Source organism: Simplicispira hankyongi, assembly GCF_003570885.1.
GTDB classification, from domain to species: Bacteria; Pseudomonadota; Gammaproteobacteria; order Burkholderiales; family Burkholderiaceae_C; genus Simplicispira; species Simplicispira hankyongi.
Window position 1 is genome coordinate 18,888 of the sequence record NZ_QXJC01000010.1, and the last position, 22,708, is coordinate 41,595.

The following is a 22,708-nucleotide window of genomic DNA, read 5'->3' on the forward strand; positions in this document are numbered from 1 at the left end:
CCACCCCCCTACACCGGATTCCCATGCCCAAACTCACTACCCAACTCAACGCCCGCTCGGCCGACTTCCAGACCAACGCCACTGCCATGCGTGCGCTGGTGGACGACCTGGCCGCGCAGATCGCCACGGTTTTTGAAGGCGGCGGCGAGGCAGCCCGCGCCAAGCACCTGGCGCGCGGCAAACTGCTGCCGCGCGACCGTGTGCAGATGTTGCTGGACCCCGGTACGCCGTTTCTTGAGGTCGCACCACTCGCCGCGCTCAACATGTACGGCAACGCAGCCCCCGGCGCCGGCCTGATTGCCGGCATCGGGCGTGTCAGCGGCGTCGATTGCATGGTGGTCTGCAACGACGCCACGGTGAAGGGCGGGACCTACTACCCGCTGACCGTCAAGAAGCACCTGCGCGCGCAGGAGATCGCGCAGCAGAACCATCTGCCCTGTATTTACCTTGTGGATTCCGGCGGCGCCAACCTGCCCAACCAGGACGACGTCTTCCCCGACCGCGACCACTTCGGGCGCATCTTCTTCAACCAGGCGACCATGAGCGCGCAGGGCATCGCGCAGATCGCCGTGGTCATGGGGTCTTGCACGGCGGGCGGCGCCTACGTGCCGGCCATGAGCGATGAATCCATCATCGTCAAGAACCAGGGAACCATCTTCCTGGGCGGCCCGCCGCTGGTGAAGGCGGCCACGGGCGAGGTCGTCACGGCCGAAGACCTGGGCGGTGGCGACGTGCACACGCGCCTGTCGGGCGTGGCCGACCACCTGGCGCAGAACGACCTGCACGCGCTCAAGCTGGCGCGCATGGCGGTCAAGAATTTGAATAAAAACAAGGCTCCAGCGCTTTCTGACACTGCGCCAGTAGCTCCTCTTTTTGAAGCAAAAGAGCTCTACGGCGTGATTCCGGTGGACACCCGCAAGCCCTTTGATGTGCGCGAAATCATCGCCCGCATCGTCGACGGCAGCGAGTTCGATGAATTCAAGGCGCGCTACGGCACCACGGTGGTCACGGGTTTCGCGCGCATCGAGGGCATGCAGGTCGGCATCATCGCCAACAACGGCATTTTGTTTTCCGAGTCCGCCCTCAAGGCCACGCACTTCATCGAGCTGTGCTGCCAGCGCAAGGTGCCGCTGGTGTTCCTGCAGAACATCACCGGTTTCATGGTGGGCCGCAAGTACGAGAACGAAGGCATCGCCCGCAACGGCGCCAAGATGGTCACGGCCGTGGCGACGGCCAGCGTGCCCAAATTCACCATCATCATTGGCGGCAGCTTTGGCGCCGGCAACTACGGCATGTGCGGCCGCGCCTTCTCGCCGCGCTTTTTGTGGATGTGGCCCAACGCGCGCATCAGCGTCATGGGCGGCGACCAGGCCGCTGGCGTGCTGGCAACGGTCAAGCGCGACGGCATTGAGTTAAAGGGCGGCCAGTGGAGCATCGAGGAAGAAGAAGCCTTCAAAGCCCCCATCCGCCGCCAGTACGAAGACCAGGGCCACCCCTACTACGCCACGGCGCGCCTGTGGGACGACGGCGTGATCGACCCAGCCGACACGCGCCGCGTGCTGGCGCTGGGGCTGGCGGCTGCGCGCAACGCGCCGATTGAAGACACGAAGTTCGGTTTGTTCCGCATGTGAGCCGACGCGTCGCCATGCATCCTCTCGCCCACTTTCAGACGCTCGCACGCTATAACGTGTGGGCCACGGCGCGTCTATTGGAGTCGGTGGCGGCTGTTTCGGATGGCGCCTACCGGCGCGACGTGGGCCTGTTCTTCAAAAGCATCCACGGCACGCTCAACCACCTGCTGGTGGGTGAGCATCTGCTGTGGTTCCGCCGCTTTGCCGAAGGTATCTCGCCCAAGGTGGCGCTGGACGCCGAGGTCGAGCCCGGCCGCGTGGCGCTGGCGGAGCGCCTGCAGGCGGGCGCCACCTGCTGGGCGCCGCTGATTGCCAGTTGGCCCGAGCAACGCTTTGCCGGCACGCTGGACTACACCACCATGCGTGGCACGCCCGTATCGTTGCCCTTTGCCGCCACGCTGGCGCACGTGTTCAACCACGGCACGCACCACCGCGGCCAGATCACCGCGGCGCTGACCGCGTTGGGCCAGCCTTGCCCAGAACTTGATCTGGTTTATTTCCTGCAAACCGAAGCCACCGCACCATGAGCCACCTGCAGACCACCTATGAGGGCGCTGTTGCCCGCATCACGCTCACCCAGCCCGAGGTGCGCAACGCCTTCAGCGACGAAGTGATTGCCGACATCACCGCTGCCTTCACCGAGGTGGGCCACCGCGCCGAGGTGCGCGCCGTGGTGCTGGCCGCCGAGGGCCTGGCGTTTTGCGCCGGCGCCAATCTGAACTGGATGCGGCGCATGGCCGACTACACGCGCGAAGAAAACCTGGCCGACGCCGCCAAGCTGGCCGAAATGCTGCGTGTCATCTACGAGTGCCCCAAGCCGACCGTCGCCCGCGTGCAGGGCGATGTGTATGCCGGTGGCATGGGCCTGGTGGCGGCGTGCGACATGGCCGTCTGCGTGGACAGCGCAGGCTTTTGCCTGAGCGAAGTCAAGCTCGGCCTGATTCCCGCCACCATCAGCCCTTACGTGATCCGCGCCATGGGCGCGCGCGCCGCGCACCGCTACTTTCTGACCGCAGAACGCTTTGGCGCAGCGGAGGCGCTGCGCATCGGTTTTGTGCACGAGGTGGTGGCTGCCGATCAGCTTGACGCCAAGGTCGGCGAATGGCTCAAGGCGCTCACCAGCGCCAGCCCGAACGCCGTGCGCGCCTGCAAACGCCTGGTGCTGGATGTCGCCGAACGTGAAATCAATGCGCAGCTCATTGCGGCGACGGTGGAGGGTATCGCCGACATCCGTGCGAGCAGCGAGGGAAAGGAAGGCGTGCAATCCTTCCTGCAAAAGCGCAAGCCGGCCTGGCTCGCGCACTGACTCCGAAGACCACAACATGGACGACCTCTGGCTGCACATTGTTCAGTGGCTGCACACCGTGGGCCTGCACGTCGATGCTGGAACCGCGCGCGAGGTGGCGGGCGGCATGGCGCAGGTCACGCAGAAGCTCGACATGCCCCGCCTGATCGCGCTGGCGGCGGCGCTGGGCTGGGCCAGCGGTTTTCGTCTGTACGCCGTGGTATTCCTTGTCGGTCTGATGGGATCGACCGGACTGCTCGCGCTGCCCGCCGGCCTGCATGTGCTGCAAAACCCGCTGGTGCTGGTGGTGGCCGGCAGCCTGATGCTGGTCGAATTTTTTGCCGACAAGGTGCCATGGATTGATAGCACCTGGGATGCCATCCACACCGTCATCCGCGTGCCCGGCGGCGCGCTTTTGGCCGCTGGAGTGTTCGGCGCCGACAACACCACGATGGGTGTCATCGCCGGCCTGCTGGGAGGATCGCTCGCTGCCACGTCCATGGCTGCCAAGATGACCACACGCGCCGCCGTCAATACGTCGCCGGAGCCTTTTTCAAATGGTCTTGTTTCGTTGTTTGAAGACGGGTTGGTCGTCGGCGTGGTCTGGCTCTCTACCCAGCACCCGGTGGCCTTCGGCTTCGCGTTGGTGGTCATGGTGGTGCTGTCGGTGCTGTTGCTGATGGTGCTGTTCAAGTTCCTGCGCGCCGTCTTACGGCGCCTTTCATCCTTTTTTGGCGGCTCGCAGCCGGTCGTGGAGAACCCGAATGTTTAAGAAAATTCTGATTGCAAATCGCGGTGACCAGCCGCAAAGCGGCGCAGCGGCGAAGCCAAATTGCGTGGCACGCGCAGCGTGCGCAGGCGATTGCACCGCGGAGAACGACCATGTTTAAAAAAATACTGATTGCAAATCGCGGTGAAATCGCCTGCCGGGTGGCGGCAACCGCCAAGCGCATGGGCGTGAAAACCGTCGCCGTCTATTCGGATGCCGATGCCAATGCCAAGCATGTGGCGGTCTGCGACGAAGCGGTGCACATCGGCGGCAGCGCGCCCAAGGACAGCTACCTGCGCTGGGAGCGCATCATCGAGGCAGCCCAGGCCACGGGCGCGCAGGCCATTCACCCCGGGTACGGTTTCCTCTCCGAGAACGAAGAGTTCGCCCAGGCCTGCACCATGGCCGGCCTGGTCTTTATCGGCCCGCCGGCGTCCGCCATCAAGGCCATGGGCCTCAAGGCCGAATCCAAGCAGTTGATGGAAAAGGCCGGTGTGCCGCTGGTGCCCGGCTACCACGGCGCCGACCAGGACCCAGCCTTGCTGCAGCGCGAGGCCGACCGCATTGGCTACCCCGTGCTCATCAAGGCCAGTGCGGGCGGCGGCGGCAAAGGCATGCGCGCCGTGGACAAGTCCGAGGACTTTGCCGCCGCGCTGGCATCGTGCAAGCGCGAAGCCATCAACAGCTTTGGCGACGACGCGGTGCTGATCGAAAAATACGTGCAGCGCCCGCGCCACATCGAAATCCAGGTGTTTGGCGACACGCTGGGCAACTACGTGTACCTGTTCGAGCGCGATTGCTCGGTGCAGCGGCGCCACCAGAAGGTGCTGGAGGAAGCCCCCGCGCCCGGCATGACGCCCGAGCTGCGCGCACGCATGGGCGAGGCCGCGGTGGCGGCAGCGCGCGCAGTGAACTACGTGGGCGCGGGCACGGTGGAATTCATCGTCGAGCAGCCCGGCGGCTACGCGCACCCCGAGCAGATGAAGTTCTTCTTCATGGAGATGAACACGCGCCTGCAGGTGGAGCACCCGGTGACTGAAGCCATCACCGGCCAGGATCTGGTGGAGTGGCAACTGCGCGTGGCCTCGGGAGAGGCGCTGCCGTGCATGCAGGACGAGCTCAAGATCACCGGCCACGCCATCGAGGCGCGCATCTGCGCCGAGAACCCCGACAACAACTTCCTGCCCGCCACGGGCGCGCTCCATGTGTACGGCCTGCCCCAGTGCGTAACGTTTGAAAGAGGCGCGGTACGGGTTGATTCCGGCGTGCGGCAGGGCGATGCCATCAGCCCCTTCTACGACTCCATGGTGGCCAAGCTCATCGTGCATGGCGATACGCGCGCGCAGGCGCTGGCGCGGCTCGACGAAGCGCTGGCGCAGACCCACATTGTCGGCCTGGCCACCAACGTGCAGTTCCTGCGCCGGGTGGCCAGCACCGACTCGTTTGCCCAAGCCAACCTGGACACCGCCCTGATCCCGCGCGAGGAGACGGTGCTGTTCAAGCAGGAGCGCGTGGGCCTGCCCCTGGCCGCCGCTGCCGCCGTGGCGCAAACCCTGCTGCGCGAACGCGCCAGCGAGGGCGCAGACCCGTTCAGCCGCCGCGACGGCTGGCGCTCGCATGGCTTGGTGGAGCGCCGCTTCGAGTTCGATTTTGGCGGCGCACACGCCAAGGCCAGCCTGGCCTATCTGCACGATGGCGCGCTGCGCCTGACCGTGGGCGAGGGCGCTGAGGCCGTCGCTGGCCGGCTGGTGTTCGCGCCCGCCGGGCGCGGTATCGACCTGCAGTACGCGGGTCAGCGCACCCTGGCCACCGTGTACGCACTGGGCGAAACGGACCACGTTTTCACCCCGCAAGGCGCGACGCAGATCGTGGCCATCGACCTGCTCGCCCATGCCGGCGAAGCCCAGGACGAAGGCGGGCGCCTCACGGCCCCCATGCCGGGCAAGGTGGTGTCGTTTGCCGTGCAGGCCGGCGACAAAGTGAGCAGGGGCCAGGCCCTGGCCGTGATGGAAGCCATGAAAATGGAGCACACCATTGCCGCGCCTGCCGACGGCGTGGTGGCCGAGCTGCTCTATGCGCCGGGCGACCAGGTGGCCGAGGGCGCCGAGCTGCTCAGGCTGACGGCTGCATGACAGCCGGGGGAAGGGCGTTGCGGTACGGTCTGCCGCCATGAACATCACCTTCTGCTGCACCGGTACCAAGGCCGAGCCCTGGTTGGAAGGCCTGCAGGTGGCACTGCCGGGAGCCGCCGTCGGCGTCTGGCAACCCGGCGCACCGGCTGCCGACTACGCCGTGGTCTGGGCGCCGCCCCAGCGGTTTCTTGACGAGCAGACCGGGGTGAAGGCCTTGTTCAATATCGGCGCAGGCGTGGATGCGCTGCTCAAGTTGCGCTTGCCGCCGACGGCCTTGGTGGTGCGCCTGGACGATGCGGGCATGGCCGTGCAGATGGCTGAATACGTCTGCCATGCCGTCATCCGCCATTTCCGCGAATTCGACCAGTATGAGGACGCGATGCACGCAGGCCAGTGGGCCTTTCGCAAGCCGCGACTGCGCCAGGAGTTTCCGGTGGGCGTGATGGGGCTGGGCGTGTTGGGCGAGCGGGTGGCCCGGGCGCTGGCGCAGTTCGATTTCCCGGTCCATGGCTGGAGCCGCTCGCCCAAGGCTATCGACGGTGTGTGCACCTTTAGTGGAGCCGAAGGCATGAGCGATTTCCTGGCCGCCAGCCGCGTGCTGGTGAACCTGCTGCCGCTCACGCCCGAGACGGAAAACATCCTGAACCGTGCAACCCTGTCGCGTCTTCAGCCCGGTGGCTATGTCATCAACGTGGCGCGTGGCGCGCATCTGGTGGATGCCGATCTGATCGCCTTGCTGGACAGCGGCCACTTGGCAGGCGCTGCGCTCGACGTGTTCCGTACCGAGCCGCTCCCCGCAGGCCACCCATTCTGGAGCCACCCGCGGATCACGCTCACGCCCCACACCTCGGCACGTACGCTGCGCGATGAGAGCATCGCTCAGATAGTGGGCAAGATCGTCGCGCTGGAGCGGGGCGAGGCGATTGCCGGTATCGTGGACCCTGTGCGGGGGTATTGAGCCGCCTGACCTTTTATGTTGAGAGTTTTGTGATGACTATTTCCTCCCTCGTCAAACTTATCGATGTTGGCCCGCGCGACGGCCTGCAGAACGAGAAATCGCCCGTGCCGGCCGAAGTCAAGATCGAGTTGGTGCATCGCCTGCAAGCGGCGGGCTTGCAAGAAATCGAGGTCACCAGCTACGTCTCGCCCAAATGGGTGCCGCAGATGGCCGACAACCATGTGGTGATGAGCGGCATCCAGCGGAAGGCGGGCGTGCGCTACTCGGTGCTCACGCCCAATCTCAAAGGCTTTGAAGCAGCATTGCTGGACCAGCCCGACGAAATCGTCGTCTTCGGCTCGGCCAGCGAGGCCTTCAGCCAGAAGAACATCAACTGCAGCATTGCCGAAAGCATTGAGCGCTTTGCACCCGTGGTCGAGGCTGCGCTGGCGGCCGGTATTGCGGTGCGCGGCGCCATGAGCTGCACCGTGGGCTGCCCTTACGAGGGCGAGATTGCGCCCGAGCGTGTGGCCTACCTGGCCGGGCTGCTCAAGGGTATTGGTGTGCAGCGCGTGGACGTGGCCGACACCATTGGCGTGGGCACGCCGCGCAAGGTGCAGCGCGCCATCGAGGCGACGCTCACGCACTACGCGATCGACGAGGTTTCGGGCCACTTTCACGACACCTACGGCCAGGCGCTGGCCAACACGCTGGCCGCGCTGGAGCTGGGGGTGTGGAACTTCCAGTCCTCCGTGGCGGGTCTGGGCGGTTGCCCCTACGCCAAGGGGGCGACGGGCAATGTGGCCACGGAAGATGTGGTCTACCTGCTGCATGGCATGGGCATTGAGACAGGTATCGATCTGGACAAATTGATCGATGCGGGCGTGTTCATCAGCGACTTTCTGGGCCGCAAGCCCAACTCCCGCGCGGCCACGGCGCTGATCAACAAGCGGGCCGGGTGAATCGCATGGGCGGAAACGAACCGAAGGCGCTGCCGGGTGGCGTGCAGCGCGTGGCCAGCGCCTTGCAAGCAGCCGGCCACCCGCATGCGCCGCGCATGCTGGACGACGCCTGCCGCACCGCGCAGCAAGCAGCGGAGGCGCTGGGCATTGCCGTAGGCCAGGTCGCCAAGAGCATCATTTTCCGGCGCGTGGCGGACGATGCGGCGGTGCTGGTCATCACCTCGGGCGACCGGCGCGTGGACGCGGCCAAGGTCGAAGCGCTGGTGGGGGCGCTGGGCCGGGCCGATGCCGCCTTCGTCAAGGCGCGCACCGGTTTTTCCATTGGCGGCGTGGCGCCCATTGCCCACGCGGAGCCGGGTGTGACCTTGATTGACCGCGAGCTGCTGCGTTTTGACACCCTGTGGGCGGCAGCGGGCCATCCGCATGCCGTGTTTGCGCTGTCGCCGCACGACCTTGAGCGCCTGACGGGCGCGCCACTGGCCGATGTCACCGAGGCCCCGGAGCGCGCATGAATGCTATTCAAACAATAGCTGCTCGCGCAAGCGCACTAAGCGCTGCGGGCTATTTTGACCATGATTCCGACGAAGTCGTGCCGTCGCCCTGTGTGTCGGTGTGCCGCATGTCGGCCGACGGCAGCCTGTGCGAGGGGTGTTTTCGCAGCATCGCCGAAATCCGCGCTTGGTCCATGGCCGACGACGCCACCCGCCGCGCCATTTGGGTGCGGCTGCTGGAGCGGGCTGGCGCGCCCGTGCCAGCCCGCCTGCAAAGTGCGGAGCAGCCATGAAACACATCACCTTCTACCTTGACTTCATCTCGCCCTACGCCTGGCTGGCCTTCGAGCGCCTGCCCGAAGCGCTCGAAGGCCTGAGCTACAGCGTCGAGTACCGGCCGGTGCTGCTGGGCGCGCTGCTGCAACAGCAAGGCAACCCGGGGCCGGCAGGCATTCCCCCGAAGCGCGACTGGACCTACCGGCATGTAAGCTGGCTCGGCCACTCGCTGGGCATCCCGCTGCAGATGCCGGCGCGCCATCCGTTCAACCCCTTGCCTTTGCTGCGCCAGGCGCTGGCCTGCTCGGTCGACGGCAGCATCAACCGCTTTGTGGCGGGCACGGTGCTGCGCCACGTGTGGGTGGGTGGCCACGACGCACTCGACCCGGCCCGGCTCGATGCGCTGGCGCAGGCGCTGGGGCCACAGTTGAAGCCGGACATGGAGCCGCAAGGTGCAGCCGTGAAAGCGCTGCTGCGCGCCAATACCGATGCGGCGGCGGCCCAGGGTGTGTTTGGTGTTCCGGCGTTTGGCGTGGACGGCAAGCTCTTCTGGGGGCTCGATGCTCTGCCGATGCTGCGCGCCTGGTTGGAAGGCGATGCCTGGTTTGGCGCTGGCTGGGAGGCGCCGGCCCAGGTGGTGAGCGGTTTGCCCGGTTGATCCAGACATAAAAAAACCGGGCGCAAGGCCCGGTAAAAATGGCGCGGGTTTCTGGGCCGCGCCTGCGGGTGGTGTGCCCGCGGGATGTCTTGTGCAGCTCAGTGCCCTGAGGCGCCCGAAGCTCCCAGGCCGGTTTCTGAACGCACTTGCTGCGCCGGGAAGGCGGCGCGCTCGCGGGCGGCGTTGGCGCTCTTGTCGGTGATCGAGAACAACCAGATGCCGATGAAGCCGATGGCCATCGAGAACAGGGCTGGCGAGGTGTAGGGGAACAATGCCGAGCCCTTGGCGTGGCCGAGTGTGGCTTCCCAGACCGAGGGCGACACGATGGTCAGACCGACCGACGAGATCAGCCCCAGGAAACCGCCCACCACCGCGCCGCGCGTGGTGCAGTTCTTCCACAGCACCGACAGGAACAGCACCGGGAAGTTGGCCGAGGCTGCCACTGCAAAGGCCAGCGACACCATGAAGGCAATGTTCTGCTTCTCGAAAACAATGCCCAGCACCACGGCCACGATGCCCAGGCACACGGTGGTGATGCGCGAAACACGCAGTTCAGAGGCGCTGTCGGCCTTGCCCTTCTTGACCAGCGTGGCATACAGGTCGTGCGACACGGCCGAGGCGCCCGAGAGCGTCAGGCCGGCCACCACGGCCAGGATGGTGGCAAATGCCACGGCCGAGATGAAGCCGTAGAACACGTTGCCGCCTACCGTCTTGGCCACCAGCACCGCCGCCATGTTGGCCGTGCCGGCGCCGCCGTGGATGACGCCCTTGGCCACGTCTGCCATTTCAGGGTTGGTCAGCACCAGGGTGATGGCACCAAAGCCGATGATGAAGATCAGCACGTAGAAGTAGCCGATCCAGGTGGTGGCCCACAGCACCGACTTGCGCGCCTGCTTGGCATCGGGAACGGTGAAGAAGCGCATCAGGATGTGCGGCAGGCCGGCCGTGCCGAACATCAGTGCCATACCGAACGAGATGGCAGAGATCGGGTCCTTGATGAAGCCGCCCGGGCCCATGATGGCCAGGCCTGCCTTCGCAGCCTCTTCAGGTGTTTTGCCGGTGTTGGCTGCGATGGCGGCGCGTACTTGCACGCCCTTGGCGAACAGCGCTTCGGGGCTGAAGCCGTATTGGGCCAGCACCATGTAGGCCATGAAGGTCACGCCCGCCAGCAGCAAACAGGCCTTGATGATCTGCACCCAGGTGGTGGCGGTCATGCCGCCAAACAGCACGTAGACCATCATCAGCACGCCGACGATGACCACGGCCATCCAGTACTCCAGGCCAAACAGCAGCTTGATGAGCTGGCCGGCGCCAACCATCTGCGCGATCAGGTAGAAGGCCACGACGATCAGTGTGCCCGAAGCCGCGAACGCGCGGATGGGGCCTTGCTGGAAGCGGTAGCCGGCCACGTCGGCAAAGGTGAACTTGCCCAGGTTGCGCAGGCGTTCGGCCATCAGGAAGGTGATGATGGGCCAGCCCACCAGGAAGCCGATCGAGTAGATCAGGCCGTCGTAGCCCGAGGCCATGACGGCGGCGGAAATACCCAGGAACGACGCGGCCGACATGTAGTCGCCGGCAATCGCCAGGCCGTTCTGGAAGCCCGTGATACCGCCGCCAGCGGTATAGAAGTCAGACGCCGATTTGGTCCTGGACGCGGCCCACTTGGTGATCCACAGCGTGAGCAACACAAAGCCGGCGAACATCGAGATCGCCGTCCAGTTCGTCGCCTGCTTGGCGACGTCACCCAGGTCGGGGCCGGCGGCTTGCGCAGCGCCTGCGGCAGACAGGGCCAGCAGCGCCAGCAGCGCCGCGCGGGAAGTGAAGCGGGCGTTCATTTCGTGGCGTCCTTCAGGATGTCTTTGGTCAGTGCGTCGAATTCGCCATTGGCGCGGCGCACATAGATGCCTGTGATGGCAATGGTGAAGATGATTACCGCCAGCCCGATGGGAATGCCCAGCGAGGTCACGCCGGCGCCGATGGGCTGCGCGAGAAAGGATTTGTCAAAGGCAATCAACGCGATGTAGCCGTAGTAAACGACCAGCATCAGAATGGTGAGCGTGACGCCCAGCCGGTTGCGTTTGTGCTTGAGGAGCGCGTATTTGGGATTGCGCTGGATCTTGTCTATTACCGGGTCGGTCATTGGGTCTCCTTGAGTTGCTCCACGCCTGTGCCGAAATGTTCGGGAGGGTGGCGGATTCTCAGTAGGCCGCCTGACCAAGTTCTTACGGATTTTTGGCTCTGAAAAGCGGCGCAAAACAGCGGCACGAAAATCGTGCGCATTGCCGCCAGAGCATTCCGTCTGATGACATTCAAGCTCAGGGTTTCCCCTTGAGTTGTCAGCGGGGCATCAGCTTGGCGCAAGCTACCGTAAGGCTGGCATCAGCGCGGCGTCAGGTGGCGCCAAAAGCCGTGGAAAAAATATTTTTTGTAAAGATGGTCCGGATGCTCAGCGCCGAAAGTACCCATCAGGCCCGATGATCGACAGGTCGGTAAAGTCCAGGCCCGAGTGGTCGTCCGGGCTGTAGCTCAGTGTCAGGCCGCCGAGGTCGAACTTCTTGAACGATTCCAGCGCCTCGTGCAGGCGCGCACGCGTGGGGTTGGGGCCGGCGCGGCGCAGGCCTTCGACCAGTACCTTGGCATTGGTGAACCCCTCGACCATGGCCGGCGTCAGGGTGATCTTGGCCTCTTGCGCAAGTCCAGTGGCTTCACGCACCAGTGGGTAGGTGACGGCGCGCTCCGAAGGGAACACCTGCGAAACGACCACCCCCCGCGACTGATCGCCCAGTGCCTTGACGAAGCCGCCCGAGGCGTTGTTGGAGAGCGTGATGATTTGCGCGGTGACCCCCGCCGCGCGCAAGGCCTTGATGCCGTCCACCACGGCAGATCCGGTGCCGAAAATCAGCACGGCCTGCGGGTTCTGCTTGGCAACACGCGGTGCAAGGGCGCTGAAATCGGGCTTCGCGCGGTCGAATTTCTCAACGAACAGGGCCTTGAGCTTGTTCTCATCAAACCCTTCAAGCGCGCCTGCCAACGCATCGGCACCAAAGGTGTCGTCCACGTGCACCACGCCAATGCGCTGCACGCCCAGCGTGCTCAGGTAGGCGATGGCCTTTTTCACTTCACGCTGGTAGGGGGCGCGCACGTTGAAGATGTTCTTTTTCAACGGCTGGTGCAGCACCATGGCGCCGGTTGACGGCCCCACCAGTGGCACGCCGAATTCGTCCAGCAGCGGGATGATGCCGACCGTGTGCGGGGTGCCCCGGGTCATGAACAAGGCCAGCACGCCTTTTTCCTCGATCAGGGTGTGGGCATTGGCCAGCGTGAGCTTGGGGTCGAATTTGTCATCGAGCGTCAAGATCTGGACCTTTTGGCCGTTCACCCCGCCGCGAGCGTTCACTGCGTCAATGTAGAGCTGCGCGCCGCGCATGGATTCCTTGACCGTGGCCGCGGCCGAGCCGGTGACGCCCACCGTCTGACCGACCAGCAATTGCGCATGCGCCAGGCTCTGCAGACACGTGGCGACCAGAAGGGCTGTTGCGAAACTTTTCAAGCGGCTCATGAAGGGCTCCCGTGGTTGGGCTGGGTCGGCACACTCTGCGCCCAGCTAGGCTCGCGAATCAGGGACTGTACGCCGCGTCTGCTTGCTTGCAGGGCCCATGGCGTTGCGAGGCCATGGTTTTGTCGGGTCGGTGTGGTGGCCGGTCGGCTTCAGCGCCGGAACTTCCCGTCCGCCGCAATGATGGAAAGGTCGGCGAAGTCCAGCCCGGTGTGGTCGGTGGGCGAATAGCGCACTTCAAGGCCCCCGATGTCATAGCGCAGGCCGTCCAGCGCCTGCAGGATCTTTTCGCGCGTCGGGTTGGGGCCGGCACGGCGCAGGGCTTCCACCAGCACCTTGGCACCCGCAAAGCCTTCGAGCATCGCGGGACTGATCTCAGGCAGGTGGGCCGCCTTGGCCAATTCCTGCGCCTCTTTCACCAGCGGGAAGGCGATGGAGTGTTCGTACGGGAACACCTGTGTCACCACCACGCCCCGGCCGTTGCTGCCCAAGTCTTCGATGAATCCGCTGGAGGCATTGTTGGACAGCGTCACCACCTGGGCCGAAGAGCCGGTTTTTCGCAAACCGACCACGCCGTCCGTCACCGCTTTCCCGGATGCGATCCAGAGCACGGATTGGGCATTCGACTTGACCAGTGCCGGCACGATCGAGGCGAAGTCGGGCTTGGCACGGTTGGCGGGAATGACGATGGCGGGCTGAAGCTTGGCGGCAGCAAATCCCTTTTCCGCTCCGGCGAGGGCATCCTTCCCGAAGGAGTCATCGGCATGCACGACGGCGATGCGCGTGACACCTATGGAGGCCAGATAGGTAATGGCCTTTTCCGCCTCGCGCTGGTAGGTGGCCCGCACGTTGAAAATCTGGGGAATCACCGGGTCGTGCAGCACCATGGCGCCGGTGGACGGCGCGATCAGTGGCACGTTGTACTTCTGTATTTCGGGCAGCATGGCCTGCGTGTGGGGGGTGCCCCGTGTGAGGAACAAGGCCACCACCTTGTCGTCTTCGATCAGTTTTTTGGCGTTGTCGCGTGCCAGGTCGGGAACGAACTTGTCGTCCAGCGAGATGAGCTTGACCTGCTGGCCATTGATGCCGCCTTTCTGGTTGACCATATCGATGTACAGCTTGGCGCCATCGGTGGTCTCCTTGACGCCAGCGGCGACCGGGCCTGAGAACCCCGCGGTCTGCCCGACAAGGATCTGCGCGGCAGCAGGAAAGCACGTTGCAAGCGCAAGTCCCAGGGCGATGGCAGGGCGCAGAAGTGGCAGATACAAGCTCATCGGTCGGTTCTCCATTGGCTTTTTTGCAGGGAACGAGTTTGCCATGCTGCCGCAGCGAAGCGAGAGGGAAATCCCAGGGCATCCGGCCGCAGGGCGGCGGGTGCTTGCGCGGGGCATGGCCGGCGGTTCGCGCACACCTCCGCAGCGGCCAAGACCCTGCACCAACATCGGTCGAAGCCCATCCCTAGAATGTTTCGCCCACGCTCCACGCTTCCTTCCATGACCCACGACGACACCGGCAGCATTCGCATTTTTGGTGCCCGCCAGCACAATCTCAAAAACCTTGACGTGGTGCTGAAAACTGGCGAGCTCACCGTGGTCACTGGCCCCAGCGGCTCGGGCAAATCCAGCCTGGTGTTCGACACGCTCTACGCCGAAGGACAACGGCGCTACGTGGAAACCTTCAGCGCCTACGCGCGCCAGTTTCTCGACCGGATGGACAAGCCCGCGGTGGACAAGGTGGAGGGCGTGCCCCCCGCAATCGCCATCGACCAGACCAACCCGGTGCGCAGCTCGCGCTCGACCGTGGGCACGATGACCGAGTTGAACGACCACCTGAAACTGTTGTTCGCCCGCGCTGGCCAGTTGTTTGACCGCGAAACGGCGCAGCCCGTGCGGCACGATTCGCCTGAAACCATCTATGCCGAACTGCTGGCGCGCAGCGGTCCCGAGGACCGGTTGGTGGTGACCTTTCCCGTCGAGCTGCCCGCCAACACCAGCGCCGAGCAGGTGACCGAGTGGCTGTCGGCCAGTGGTTTCACCAAGATTCAGGCCGAGCGCGAAGTCGCGGGCGTCAAACTGCTGGATGTGGTTGCAGACCGCTTTCGCATGGCCAGCGTTGAGAAATCTCGTGCCATTGAGGCCATCGAGGTGGCGCTCAAGCGCAGCGGCCGCATGGCGGTCTACCGGCTGGTGGAGAACGCCGAGGCCGAGATCTGGCAGTTCTCCACCGGGCTGCATTGCCCGGACAGCAACCTGCGCTACAGCGAACCGCTGCCGTCGATGTTCTCGTTCAATTCGCCCGCGGGCGCCTGCGAGACCTGCCGCGGCTTTGGCCGGGTGATCGGCGTGGACTATGGGCTGGTGATTCCCGACCCCAAGAAAACGCTGCGTGCCGGCGCCATCAAGACGCTGCAAACCCCCGCCTGGAAGGAGGCGCAGGACGACCTCATGCGCCACGCCGAGGCCGCCGGCATTCCGCGCGATACCGCCTGGAACCGCCTGACGCCCGAGCAGCAGCAGTGGGTGATTGGCGGCTCGCCCAACTGGAACGGCAAGTGGAACCAGCAGTGGTACGGCATTGCCCGCTTCTTCGAGTACCTGGAGAGCAAGGCCTACAAGATGCACATCCGTGTGCTGCTGTCCAAGTACCGCAGCTACACGCCGTGCCCGACCTGCGCCGGCGCACGGCTCAAAACCGAGAGCCTGCTCTGGCGCATCGGCAGCAAGGCAGATGCCGACGCGGTGCTGCCGCCGTCGCCGTGCCGGGCCGCCCCAAGCGGCGACAGCCCCCTTGGAGGGCAGCAAGGACACGACAGTGCCGAGCGTGGGGGCTTCAGGTCCAAGCGTTTCATGCCGCAAGGCGTGGCCTGGAGCCGCGCGCAGCTCGAAGCGCTGCCGGGGCTGTGCCTGCACGATTTGATGCTGCTGCCGCTGAGCCGGGTGCGCAGTTTCTTTGAGCGGCTGTCGAAAGATACTACAGATTTGATAGCTTCTAGCGCAGGTGGAACAAGCGCTAGAGGCCAATTTGGCTCAAATATTGAGGCGAATGAGCTGGTGGTACCCGCCGCCAGCGCCGTACGCGAAAGCGGCGACGCCCAGGCGCTCAAGCTCCTGCACGAGGAAATCGGCACGCGCCTCAAATACCTGGACGAAGTCGGCATCGGCTACCTCACGCTCGACCGGCAAAGCCGCACGCTTTCGGGCGGCGAGGTGCAGCGCATCAACCTGACCACGGCGCTGGGTACCTCGCTGGTCAACACGCTGTTCGTGCTCGACGAGCCCAGCATCGGCCTGCACCCGCGCGACATGCACCGCATCACCGAGGCCATGCTGCGCTTGCGCGATGCCGGCAACACGCTGGTGGTGGTGGAGCACGACCCGGCCGTCATGCTGGCGGCCGACCGCGTGCTTGACTTCGGCCCCGGGCCGGGCGAGCGCGGCGGGCGCATCGTCTTCGACGGCACGCCCGACGAACTGCGCCGCGCCGACACGCTTACCGGCCAGTACCTGGGCGGGCGCAAGCACGTGGGCCTGCCGTTTGCCCGCAAGGTCACTGAGGCCACGCCGCGCCTCATCCTCGAAGGCGCGCGCGAGCACAACCTGAAGAACCTCACGGTGGATTTCCCGCTGCAACGGCTGGTCACCGTCACCGGCGTCAGCGGCTCGGGCAAATCCAGTCTCATTCAAGATGTGCTGGCGCCCGCGCTGCTGCGCCACTTCGGCAAGGCGACGGAAACGCCCGGCGCGCACGACCGGCTGCTGGGCGCGGACCACCTCTCGGACGTGGTGTTCGTCGACCAATCGCCCATTGGCAAAACCGCGCGCTCCAACCCGGTGAGCTACGTCGGTGCCTGGGACGCCATCCGCGAACTCTTCGCCGCCGCCCCACTGGCGCGCGAACGCGGCTACACGGCCAGCAAATTCAGCTTCAACAGCGGCGACGGCCGCTGCCCGACCTGCGGCGGCTCGGGCTTTGAGCATGTGGAGATGCAGTTCTTGAGCGACGTGTACCTGCGCTGCCCGGACTGCGACGGCAAGCGCTACCGCCCGGAAATCCTCGAAGTCACCATCACCCGTAAAAAATTGGGGTCAGACTCCAATTTTCCTGCGGATGCTGATCAAGTTAAAGAATTGGAGTCTGACCCCAATTATTCGATTTCACTGTCGGTGGCGGACGTGCTGGCGCTGACGGTGAGCGAGGCGGTGGCCCTCTTTGCCAATGACCGCGAAGTGCTGCGGGCGCTGGCGCCCATTGTCGAGGTGGGGCTGGAGTACGTGAAGCTGGGCCAGCCGGTGCCGACGCTCAGCGGCGGTGAGGCGCAGCGGCTCAAGCTGGCGGGCTTTCTCGCCGGTGCCGCGAAGAGCCAGTCGAGCAGCCGCCAGCCGCTGGCGCGCCGCGGCACGCTGTTTCTGTTTGACGAGCCGACCACCGGCCTGCACTTTGACGACATCGCGAAGCTGATGCGCGCGTTTGGGCGCCTGCTCGATGGCGGGCATTCGCTCATCGTTATCGAACACAACCTGGACGTGATCCGCGCCAGCGATTGGCTCATCGACCTCGGGCCGGAAGGCGGCGACGGCGGTGGCGAACTGGTGGCAGAGGGCCCGCCGGACGTGGTGCGCGAGCACCCGCGCTCGCATACGGGCGCGGCGCTGCGCGAGTACGTGGATGCGCTGGGGGCGGGTGCCGGCGTGTCGGATGCGATGTCCATGCTCCTGAATCCGAAGCGGCTGGCGCAGGCGCAACGTGCGCTGGCGGCCAAAAACAGCATAGAAATCGTCAACGCGCACGAGCACAACCTGCAAGGCCTGTCGGTAGAGATCCCGCGCGGGCGCTTCAACGTCATTACCGGCGTCAGCGGTTCGGGCAAGTCCACGCTGGCGTTCGACATTCTGTTCAACGAAGGCCAGCGCCGCTACCTCGAGTCGCTCAACGCCTACGCGCGCAGCATCGTGCAACCGGCGGGCCGGCCGGAGGTCGATGCCGTCTATGGCATTCCGCCGACGGTGGCCATTGAGCAGCGGCTCTCGCGCGGCGGGCGCAAGAGCACGGTGGGCACCACCACCGAGGTCTGGCACTTCCTGCGCCTGCTGTACGTCAAGCTCGGCACGCAGCACTGCATCCACGATGGCGCGGCGGTCGAGCCGCAAACACCCGAGCGGATCGCCGCGCAGCTGATGCGCCAGTTCCGTGGCCAGCACATCGGCCTGCTGGCGCCGCTGGTGGTGGCGCGCAAGGGCGTGTACACCGAACTGGCGGATTGGGCCCGGCCGCGTGGCTACACGCATCTGCGCGTCGATGGCAACTTCGTTCCCGTCACGCCGTTCGCGCGGCTGGACCGCTTCAAGGAGCACACCATCGAGCTGCCGGTGTGGAGCCTGGATGTCACGCCGAAGAACGAAGCGCTCTTGCGCGAGCAGCTCGCCCGCGCGCTGGACCTGGGCAAAGGTGTGGTGCATGTGCTGAGTGGTCTGGACGGCCTCGCGCAAACGCTGGGCGATGGCCTGCCCACGGCGGGCATCGGCCAGTTGCAGGTGATTTCCACCAAACGCGCCTGCCCGGTCTGCGCCACTTCGTACCCCGAGCTTGACCCGCGCCTGTTCTCGTACAACAGCAAGCACGGCTGGTGCCCCGATTGCGTGGGCACGGGCGTCAAGCTCAGCAAGGAACAGCGCAAGGTCTTTGACGATTCCGTGCAGGCCGACGACCAGAAGGGCCGCGAGCAGACCTTTGCCGAGCCCGACATGGACGATGTGCAAGACCTGGCCTGCCCGACCTGCGCCGGCACGCGCCTGAACCCCACCGCGCGCGCCGTGCAGTTTGCTGGCGTGGCGATCACGGATCTGGCACAGCGCTCGGTGAAGGACATGCACGCCTGGGTGCAGGGGCTGGACGCGGTGGTGGATACCCTTGCCCAAACCCCTCCGGCCTTCGCGCTCAGCACGCGTGAAGCCGCCATTGCCCGCGACCTGCTGCCCGAGATTGCCGGGCGCTTGTCCTTTCTTGAGCAAGTGGGCCTGGGCTACCTCACGCTGGAGCGCGGCGCGCCCACGCTCAGCGGCGGCGAGGCGCAGCGCATTCGCCTGGCGGCGCAGCTCGGCAGCAACCTGCAGGGGGTGTGCTACGTGCTCGACGAGCCCACCATCGGCCTGCACGCGCGCGACAACCAGATGCTGTTGGGTGCGCTGCGCCAGCTCAGCAACCACGGCAATACGCTGGTGGTGGTGGAGCACGACGAAGAGACCATCCGCGCGGCCGACCACATCATCGACATCGGCCCCGGCGCGGGCAAGCGCGGCGGCACGCTGGTGGCAGAGGGTACGGTGCAGGACCTTACCGCTGCCGAAGGCTCGCAGACCGGCCGCTACCTGTTGCACGCCATGCGCCACCCGTTGCAGGCGCGCAGAGGGGTGGCGGAGCCGCGCAAGCCAGAGCAGGAGAATGCTCCTATTTCGATAGCTTCTAGCGCAAATGGGATAAGCGCTGGAGGCCAAAAATACTCTAAATCTGAGGCGCCCCTCACGTGGCTGACGGTGCACGGCGCGCAGTTGCACAACCTGCAGAACGTCACCGCCCACGTGCCGCTGGGCCGCCTCGTTGCCATCACCGGCGTCAGCGGCTCGGGCAAATCAACGCTCGCGCGCGACGTGCTGCTGACCAACGTGCAGGCCTGGGTGCAGCAGCGCTCGACCAAGGCCGGGCGCGATGCCATGGACGCGGGCAAGGCGCCAGCGCTGGTGGGCTGCACGGGGCTCTCGGGCTTCGAGACCATCGACCGCGTGCTGGAAGTGGACCAGACGCCGATTGGCAAAACCCCGCGTTCCTGTCCCGCCACCTACATCGGCTTCTGGGACACGGTGCGCAAGCTGTACGCCGAAACACTCGAAGCCAAAGCGCGCGGCTACGCCGCCGGGCGCTTCAGTTTCAACACCGGTGCGGGCCGCTGCGCGGTGTGCGAAGGGCAGGGCGTGCGCACCATCGAGATGAGCTTTCTGCCCGACGTGAAAGTCCCCTGCGAAGCCTGCCACGGCGCGCGCTTCAACCCCGAGACGCTGGCCGTCACCTGGCGCGGCAAGAGCGTGGGTGAGGTGCTGCGGATGGAGGTGGACGAAGCGGTCGATTTCTTCGCTGCCATGCCCGCCATCAGCCACCCGCTGCAATTGCTCAAGGACGTGGGCCTGGGCTACCTGACGCTGGGCCAGCCCAGCCCCACGCTCAGCGGCGGCGAGGCGCAGCGCATCAAGCTCGTCACCGAGTTGACCAAGGTGCGCGACGAGGTAGGTCGGCGGGGCCAGAAGGCGCCGCACACGCTCTACGTGCTGGACGAGCCCACCGTCGGCCTGCACATGGCCGATGTGGACCGCCTGATTCGCGTGCTGCACCGCCTGGTGGGCGCGGGCCACAGCGTGGTCGTCATCGAGCACGACCTGGACGTGATTGCCGAAGCCGACTGGGTGCTGGACCTGGGCCCCGAGGGTGGCAGCGGCGGCGGCCACATCGTGGCGGCCGGCACGCCGGAGGACGTGGTGCGCGCCGGAACGCCGACCGGGGTGGCGCTGGCGCCGGTGCTGGCGCGCTGAGACTTTGAACAGGGCAACGCTGAACAAGCCCCTCGCGCACGGCCCATCCCGATCCAGGGCGCGCGGCATCGCGCAGACGTATTCAGCGCCGCCTTAAATCATGAGCGCGTTCTAGGCTGTTCCTTCATCCGGGTGGCTCCAGGATGTCTGCAAGGCTGCGCGAGGCGCCCGGAGATTGGTGTTTTCCCTTGACTTGGCCGCCGATTCAGCCGATGGGCGCCATTCATCAGTTTTCTGTAAGGATGCACCACAAGAGTGCATTGCGCGCCGGTCTGACCGGACCTGCCGAGTGCGCTTGGGCAGCGGGCTACCCGCTGTGTTTCTGAACTTACAAAGAGGGGGACTACATGAAGGAAGACAGAAGCAGTCAGGCCTACTGGAAGGCCACGCTAAGCCTGTTGTTCAAGATATTGATTCTCTGGTTTCTTGTGTCGTTCGGTGCCGGCATTTTGTTCGCAGACATGCTGAACAGCATCCATCTGGGGGGCTATCCGCTCGGGTTCTGGTTTGCCCAGCAGGGCTCCATCTACATCTTCATCGCGCTGATTTTTTATTACGCCAAGAAGATGGGTGACATTGACCGCCGCTTCAACGTGCAAGAAGAGTGAGGGCCGAGCCATCATGGATCTCCAAACCACCATCTACGTCTTCGTCGGTCTGAGCTTCGCGCTTTACATCGGCATCGCCGTCTGGGCGCGTGCCGGCTCGACGAGCGAGTTCTACGCCGCGGGCGGCAGCGTTCACCCCATTACCAACGGCATGGCCACGGCCGCCGACTGGATGAGCGCCGCGTCGTTCATTTCCATGGCCGGCCTGATCTCCAACATGGGCTACGGCGGCGCGCTGTTTCTCATGGGCTGGACGGGCGGCTACGTGCTGCTGGCCATGCTGCTGGCGCCCTACCTGCGCAAGTTCGGCAAGTTCACGGTGCCGCAGTTTATTGGTGACCGCTTTTATTCCAAGGGCGCCAGCACCATTGCCGTGGTCTGCCTGCTGATCGCCTCGCTCACCTACATCATTGGACAGATGACGGGCGTCGGCATCGCGTTCGCACGTTTCCTTGGCGTTTCCAGCGACACCGGCATCTACGTGGGCATGGCCATCGTGTTCGCCTACGCGGTGTTTGGCGGCATGAAGGGCATTACCTACACCCAGGTGGCACAGTACATCGTACTGATTCTGGCGTTCACGGTGCCGGCGATCTTTATCTCGCTGGCGCTTACCGGGAACGTCCTGCCGCAGATTGGCCTGGGGGGCGATTACCGCGGCACGGATATGACGCTGCTGGCCAAGCTCGACAGCGTGGTGACCGACCTGGGCTTTGGCAAGTACACCACCTCGGTGCCGGGCAGCACGCTGAATATGTTCATGTACACGCTGTCGCTCATGATTGGCACGGCTGGCCTGCCGCACGTCATCATGCGGTTCTTCACCGTGCCTTCGGTGAAGGACGCACGCCTGTCGGCCGGCTGGGCGCTGGTCTTCATCGCCATTCTGTACACCACGGCGCCGGCGGTGGGTGCCATGGCCAAGCTGAACCTGCACGCCACGGTGAACACCGCCGTGAAAGCGGGCGGCGATTTGTTCGCTCCTGAAGCCAGCATCAAGGCCGACTCGCAGCCTGACTGGATGAACCGCTGGGAAAAGACCGGCTTGCTCAAGTGGACGGACAAGAACGGCGATGGCCGCATCCAGTACTACAACGACAAGACCAAAGACAAGGGCGTGCTCGACAAAGCGGCTGCTGCCGGCTGGAAGGGCAACGAGCTGATGGTCAACCCCGACATCATCGTGCTGGCCAACCCCGAAATCGCACTGCTGCCCAACTGGGTGATCGGCTTGGTGGCTGCGGGCGGTCTGGCTGCGGCGCTGTCGACGGCGGCCGGTTTGCTGATGGCAATCTCTTCGGCGGTGTCGCACGACCTGGTGAAGAGCGTCTTCAATCCAGACATCAGCGAGAAGAAAGAGTTGCTGGCGGGCAAGATTTCGATGGCGGTGGCCATCGTTGTTGCCGGCTACCTCGGTCTGAACCCGCCAGGTTTCGCGGCCGGGACGGTGGCGCTGGCTTTTGGTATCGCGGCCAGTTCGCTGTTCCCTGCGATCATGATGGGAATTTTCAGTAAGAAGATGAACAAGGAAGGAGCCATGGCCGGCATGTTGGCGGGCTTGTTCTTCACCCTGTTCTATGTGTTTGCCCACAAGGGTATCTTCTTCATCAAGGGCACCGAGTACCCGGACCTGATCGGCGGCGCCAACAGCTTCTTCGGCATCACGCCGGAAGCCATCGGTGCCGTTGGCGCTGCGGTGAACTTCCTGGTGGCTTTCCTGGTGGACAAGGTGACGGCGCCTCCGCCAGCGCATATCCAGGCCATGGTCGAAGCGGTGCGCATTCCGCGCGGCTCCAAACTGGTCGGCGGGGCACACTAAAAGCGGT

Annotated in this window: 17 protein-coding genes; 13 read left to right on the top strand and 4 right to left on the bottom strand. The window is 65.1% G+C overall.

The window, feature by feature from the left end:
• Positions 1 to 23 precede the first annotated feature (23 nt).
• The 10 genes from D3F03_RS15350 to D3F03_RS15395 all read left to right on the top strand — a co-directional run bounded on the left by D3F03_RS15350 (position 24) and on the right by D3F03_RS15395 (position 9,141).
• Positions 24 to 1,631: a carboxyl transferase domain-containing protein gene (locus tag D3F03_RS15350; protein WP_119110317.1), complete on the top strand. Its 1,608-nt coding sequence runs from the start codon at positions 24 to 26 to the stop codon at positions 1,629 to 1,631.
• 14 nt (positions 1,632 to 1,645) lie between these two features.
• Positions 1,646 to 2,158 (top strand): DinB family protein, encoded by a 513-nt coding sequence (locus D3F03_RS15355; RefSeq protein ID WP_119110318.1) that lies wholly within the window; start codon positions 1,646 to 1,648, stop codon positions 2,156 to 2,158.
• Positions 2,155 to 2,937, top strand: a complete 783-nt coding sequence (locus tag D3F03_RS15360; RefSeq protein ID WP_119110319.1) for an enoyl-CoA hydratase/isomerase family protein — start codon at positions 2,155 to 2,157, stop codon at positions 2,935 to 2,937. The genes D3F03_RS15355 and D3F03_RS15360 overlap by 4 nt, the downstream gene beginning before the upstream one ends.
• Before the next feature lie 16 nt (positions 2,938 to 2,953).
• On the top strand, positions 2,954 to 3,688 hold the full coding sequence (locus D3F03_RS15365) for a DUF4126 domain-containing protein (protein WP_119110320.1): 735 nt from the start codon (positions 2,954 to 2,956) through the stop codon (positions 3,686 to 3,688).
• A gap of 110 nt (positions 3,689 to 3,798) precedes the next feature.
• Positions 3,799 to 5,817, top strand: a complete 2,019-nt coding sequence (locus D3F03_RS15370; RefSeq protein ID WP_119110321.1) for an acetyl/propionyl/methylcrotonyl-CoA carboxylase subunit alpha — start codon at positions 3,799 to 3,801, stop codon at positions 5,815 to 5,817.
• Between the two features lie 37 nt (positions 5,818 to 5,854).
• Positions 5,855 to 6,775, top strand: a complete 921-nt coding sequence (locus tag D3F03_RS15375; protein ID WP_119110322.1) for a 2-hydroxyacid dehydrogenase — start codon at positions 5,855 to 5,857, stop codon at positions 6,773 to 6,775.
• A gap of 32 nt (positions 6,776 to 6,807) precedes the next feature.
• Positions 6,808 to 7,716, top strand: a complete 909-nt coding sequence (locus tag D3F03_RS15380; RefSeq protein ID WP_119110323.1) for a hydroxymethylglutaryl-CoA lyase — start codon at positions 6,808 to 6,810, stop codon at positions 7,714 to 7,716.
• Between the two features lie 5 nt (positions 7,717 to 7,721).
• Positions 7,722 to 8,228 carry a YbaK/EbsC family protein gene (locus tag D3F03_RS15385; protein ID WP_119110324.1) on the top strand — a complete coding sequence of 169 codons (507 nt, stop codon included), beginning with the start codon at positions 7,722 to 7,724 and terminating at the stop codon, positions 8,226 to 8,228.
• Complete coding sequence (locus D3F03_RS15390) at positions 8,225 to 8,500, top strand: DUF1289 domain-containing protein (RefSeq protein ID WP_119110325.1); 276 nt, start codon at positions 8,225 to 8,227, stop codon at positions 8,498 to 8,500. Before D3F03_RS15385 ends, D3F03_RS15390 begins: the two co-directional genes overlap by 4 nt.
• Positions 8,497 to 9,141, top strand: a complete 645-nt coding sequence (locus D3F03_RS15395; protein WP_119110326.1) for a 2-hydroxychromene-2-carboxylate isomerase — start codon at positions 8,497 to 8,499, stop codon at positions 9,139 to 9,141. Before D3F03_RS15390 ends, D3F03_RS15395 begins: the two co-directional genes overlap by 4 nt.
• 98 nt (positions 9,142 to 9,239) lie before the next feature.
• Here the strand turns inward: D3F03_RS15395 and D3F03_RS15400 are convergent, their stop codons facing one another.
• The 4 genes from D3F03_RS15400 to D3F03_RS15415 all read right to left on the bottom strand — a co-directional run bounded on the left by D3F03_RS15400 (position 9,240) and on the right by D3F03_RS15415 (position 13,971).
• Positions 9,240 to 10,976, bottom strand: a complete 1,737-nt coding sequence (locus D3F03_RS15400) for a cation acetate symporter (protein WP_119110327.1) — start codon at positions 10,974 to 10,976, stop codon at positions 9,240 to 9,242.
• Positions 10,973 to 11,281, bottom strand: coding sequence for a DUF485 domain-containing protein (locus D3F03_RS15405; protein WP_119110328.1), 309 nt, complete (start codon positions 11,279 to 11,281; stop codon positions 10,973 to 10,975). Before D3F03_RS15405 ends, D3F03_RS15400 begins: the two co-directional genes overlap by 4 nt.
• 306 nt (positions 11,282 to 11,587) lie before the next feature.
• Positions 11,588 to 12,700: an ABC transporter substrate-binding protein gene (locus D3F03_RS15410; RefSeq protein WP_119110329.1), complete on the bottom strand. Its 1,113-nt coding sequence runs from the start codon at positions 12,698 to 12,700 to the stop codon at positions 11,588 to 11,590.
• 149 nt (positions 12,701 to 12,849) lie between these two features.
• Positions 12,850 to 13,971, bottom strand: coding sequence for an ABC transporter substrate-binding protein (locus tag D3F03_RS15415; protein ID WP_119110330.1), 1,122 nt, complete (start codon positions 13,969 to 13,971; stop codon positions 12,850 to 12,852).
• Between the two features lie 219 nt (positions 13,972 to 14,190).
• On the opposite strand from D3F03_RS15415, the gene D3F03_RS15420 reads away from it, so the two are divergent.
• The 3 genes from D3F03_RS15420 (at position 14,191) to D3F03_RS15430 (ending at position 22,701) form a co-directional block, all read left to right on the top strand.
• Entirely contained in the window at positions 14,191 to 20,274 is a 6,084-nt protein-coding gene (locus tag D3F03_RS15420) for an excinuclease ABC subunit UvrA (protein ID WP_119110331.1), read from the top strand.
• Positions 20,275 to 20,621: 347 nt separating this feature from the next.
• Positions 20,622 to 20,882, top strand: a complete 261-nt coding sequence (locus tag D3F03_RS15425; RefSeq protein WP_119110332.1) for a DUF4212 domain-containing protein — start codon at positions 20,622 to 20,624, stop codon at positions 20,880 to 20,882.
• Between the two features lie 13 nt (positions 20,883 to 20,895).
• Complete coding sequence (locus D3F03_RS15430; protein ID WP_119110333.1) at positions 20,896 to 22,701, top strand: sodium:solute symporter family protein; 1,806 nt, start codon at positions 20,896 to 20,898, stop codon at positions 22,699 to 22,701.
• The last annotated feature ends 7 nt before the right edge of the window (positions 22,702 to 22,708 follow it).

Excerpts from the sequence above, each read along its gene's own strand:
- D3F03_RS15350 (WP_119110317.1), top strand. The coding sequence starts at position 24 with ATGCCCAAACTCACTACCCAACTCAACGCCCGCTCGGCCGACTTCCAG.
- D3F03_RS15355 (WP_119110318.1), top strand. The coding sequence starts at position 1,646 with ATGCATCCTCTCGCCCACTTTCAGACGCTCGCACGCTATAACGTGTGG.
- D3F03_RS15360 (WP_119110319.1), top strand. The coding sequence starts at position 2,155 with ATGAGCCACCTGCAGACCACCTATGAGGGCGCTGTTGCCCGCATCACG.
- D3F03_RS15365 (WP_119110320.1), top strand. The coding sequence starts at position 2,954 with ATGGACGACCTCTGGCTGCACATTGTTCAGTGGCTGCACACCGTGGGC.
- D3F03_RS15370 (WP_119110321.1), top strand. The coding sequence starts at position 3,799 with ATGTTTAAAAAAATACTGATTGCAAATCGCGGTGAAATCGCCTGCCGG.
- D3F03_RS15375 (WP_119110322.1), top strand. The coding sequence starts at position 5,855 with ATGAACATCACCTTCTGCTGCACCGGTACCAAGGCCGAGCCCTGGTTG.
- D3F03_RS15380 (WP_119110323.1), top strand. The coding sequence starts at position 6,808 with ATGACTATTTCCTCCCTCGTCAAACTTATCGATGTTGGCCCGCGCGAC.
- D3F03_RS15385 (WP_119110324.1), top strand. The coding sequence starts at position 7,722 with ATGGGCGGAAACGAACCGAAGGCGCTGCCGGGTGGCGTGCAGCGCGTG.
- D3F03_RS15390 (WP_119110325.1), top strand. The coding sequence starts at position 8,225 with ATGAATGCTATTCAAACAATAGCTGCTCGCGCAAGCGCACTAAGCGCT.
- D3F03_RS15395 (WP_119110326.1), top strand. The coding sequence starts at position 8,497 with ATGAAACACATCACCTTCTACCTTGACTTCATCTCGCCCTACGCCTGG.
- D3F03_RS15400 (WP_119110327.1), bottom strand. The coding sequence starts at position 10,976 with ATGAACGCCCGCTTCACTTCCCGCGCGGCGCTGCTGGCGCTGCTGGCC.
- D3F03_RS15405 (WP_119110328.1), bottom strand. The coding sequence starts at position 11,281 with ATGACCGACCCGGTAATAGACAAGATCCAGCGCAATCCCAAATACGCG.
- D3F03_RS15410 (WP_119110329.1), bottom strand. The coding sequence starts at position 12,700 with ATGAGCCGCTTGAAAAGTTTCGCAACAGCCCTTCTGGTCGCCACGTGT.
- D3F03_RS15415 (WP_119110330.1), bottom strand. The coding sequence starts at position 13,971 with ATGAGCTTGTATCTGCCACTTCTGCGCCCTGCCATCGCCCTGGGACTT.
- D3F03_RS15420 (WP_119110331.1), top strand. The coding sequence starts at position 14,191 with ATGACCCACGACGACACCGGCAGCATTCGCATTTTTGGTGCCCGCCAG.
- D3F03_RS15425 (WP_119110332.1), top strand. The coding sequence starts at position 20,622 with ATGAAGGAAGACAGAAGCAGTCAGGCCTACTGGAAGGCCACGCTAAGC.
- D3F03_RS15430 (WP_119110333.1), top strand. The coding sequence starts at position 20,896 with ATGGATCTCCAAACCACCATCTACGTCTTCGTCGGTCTGAGCTTCGCG.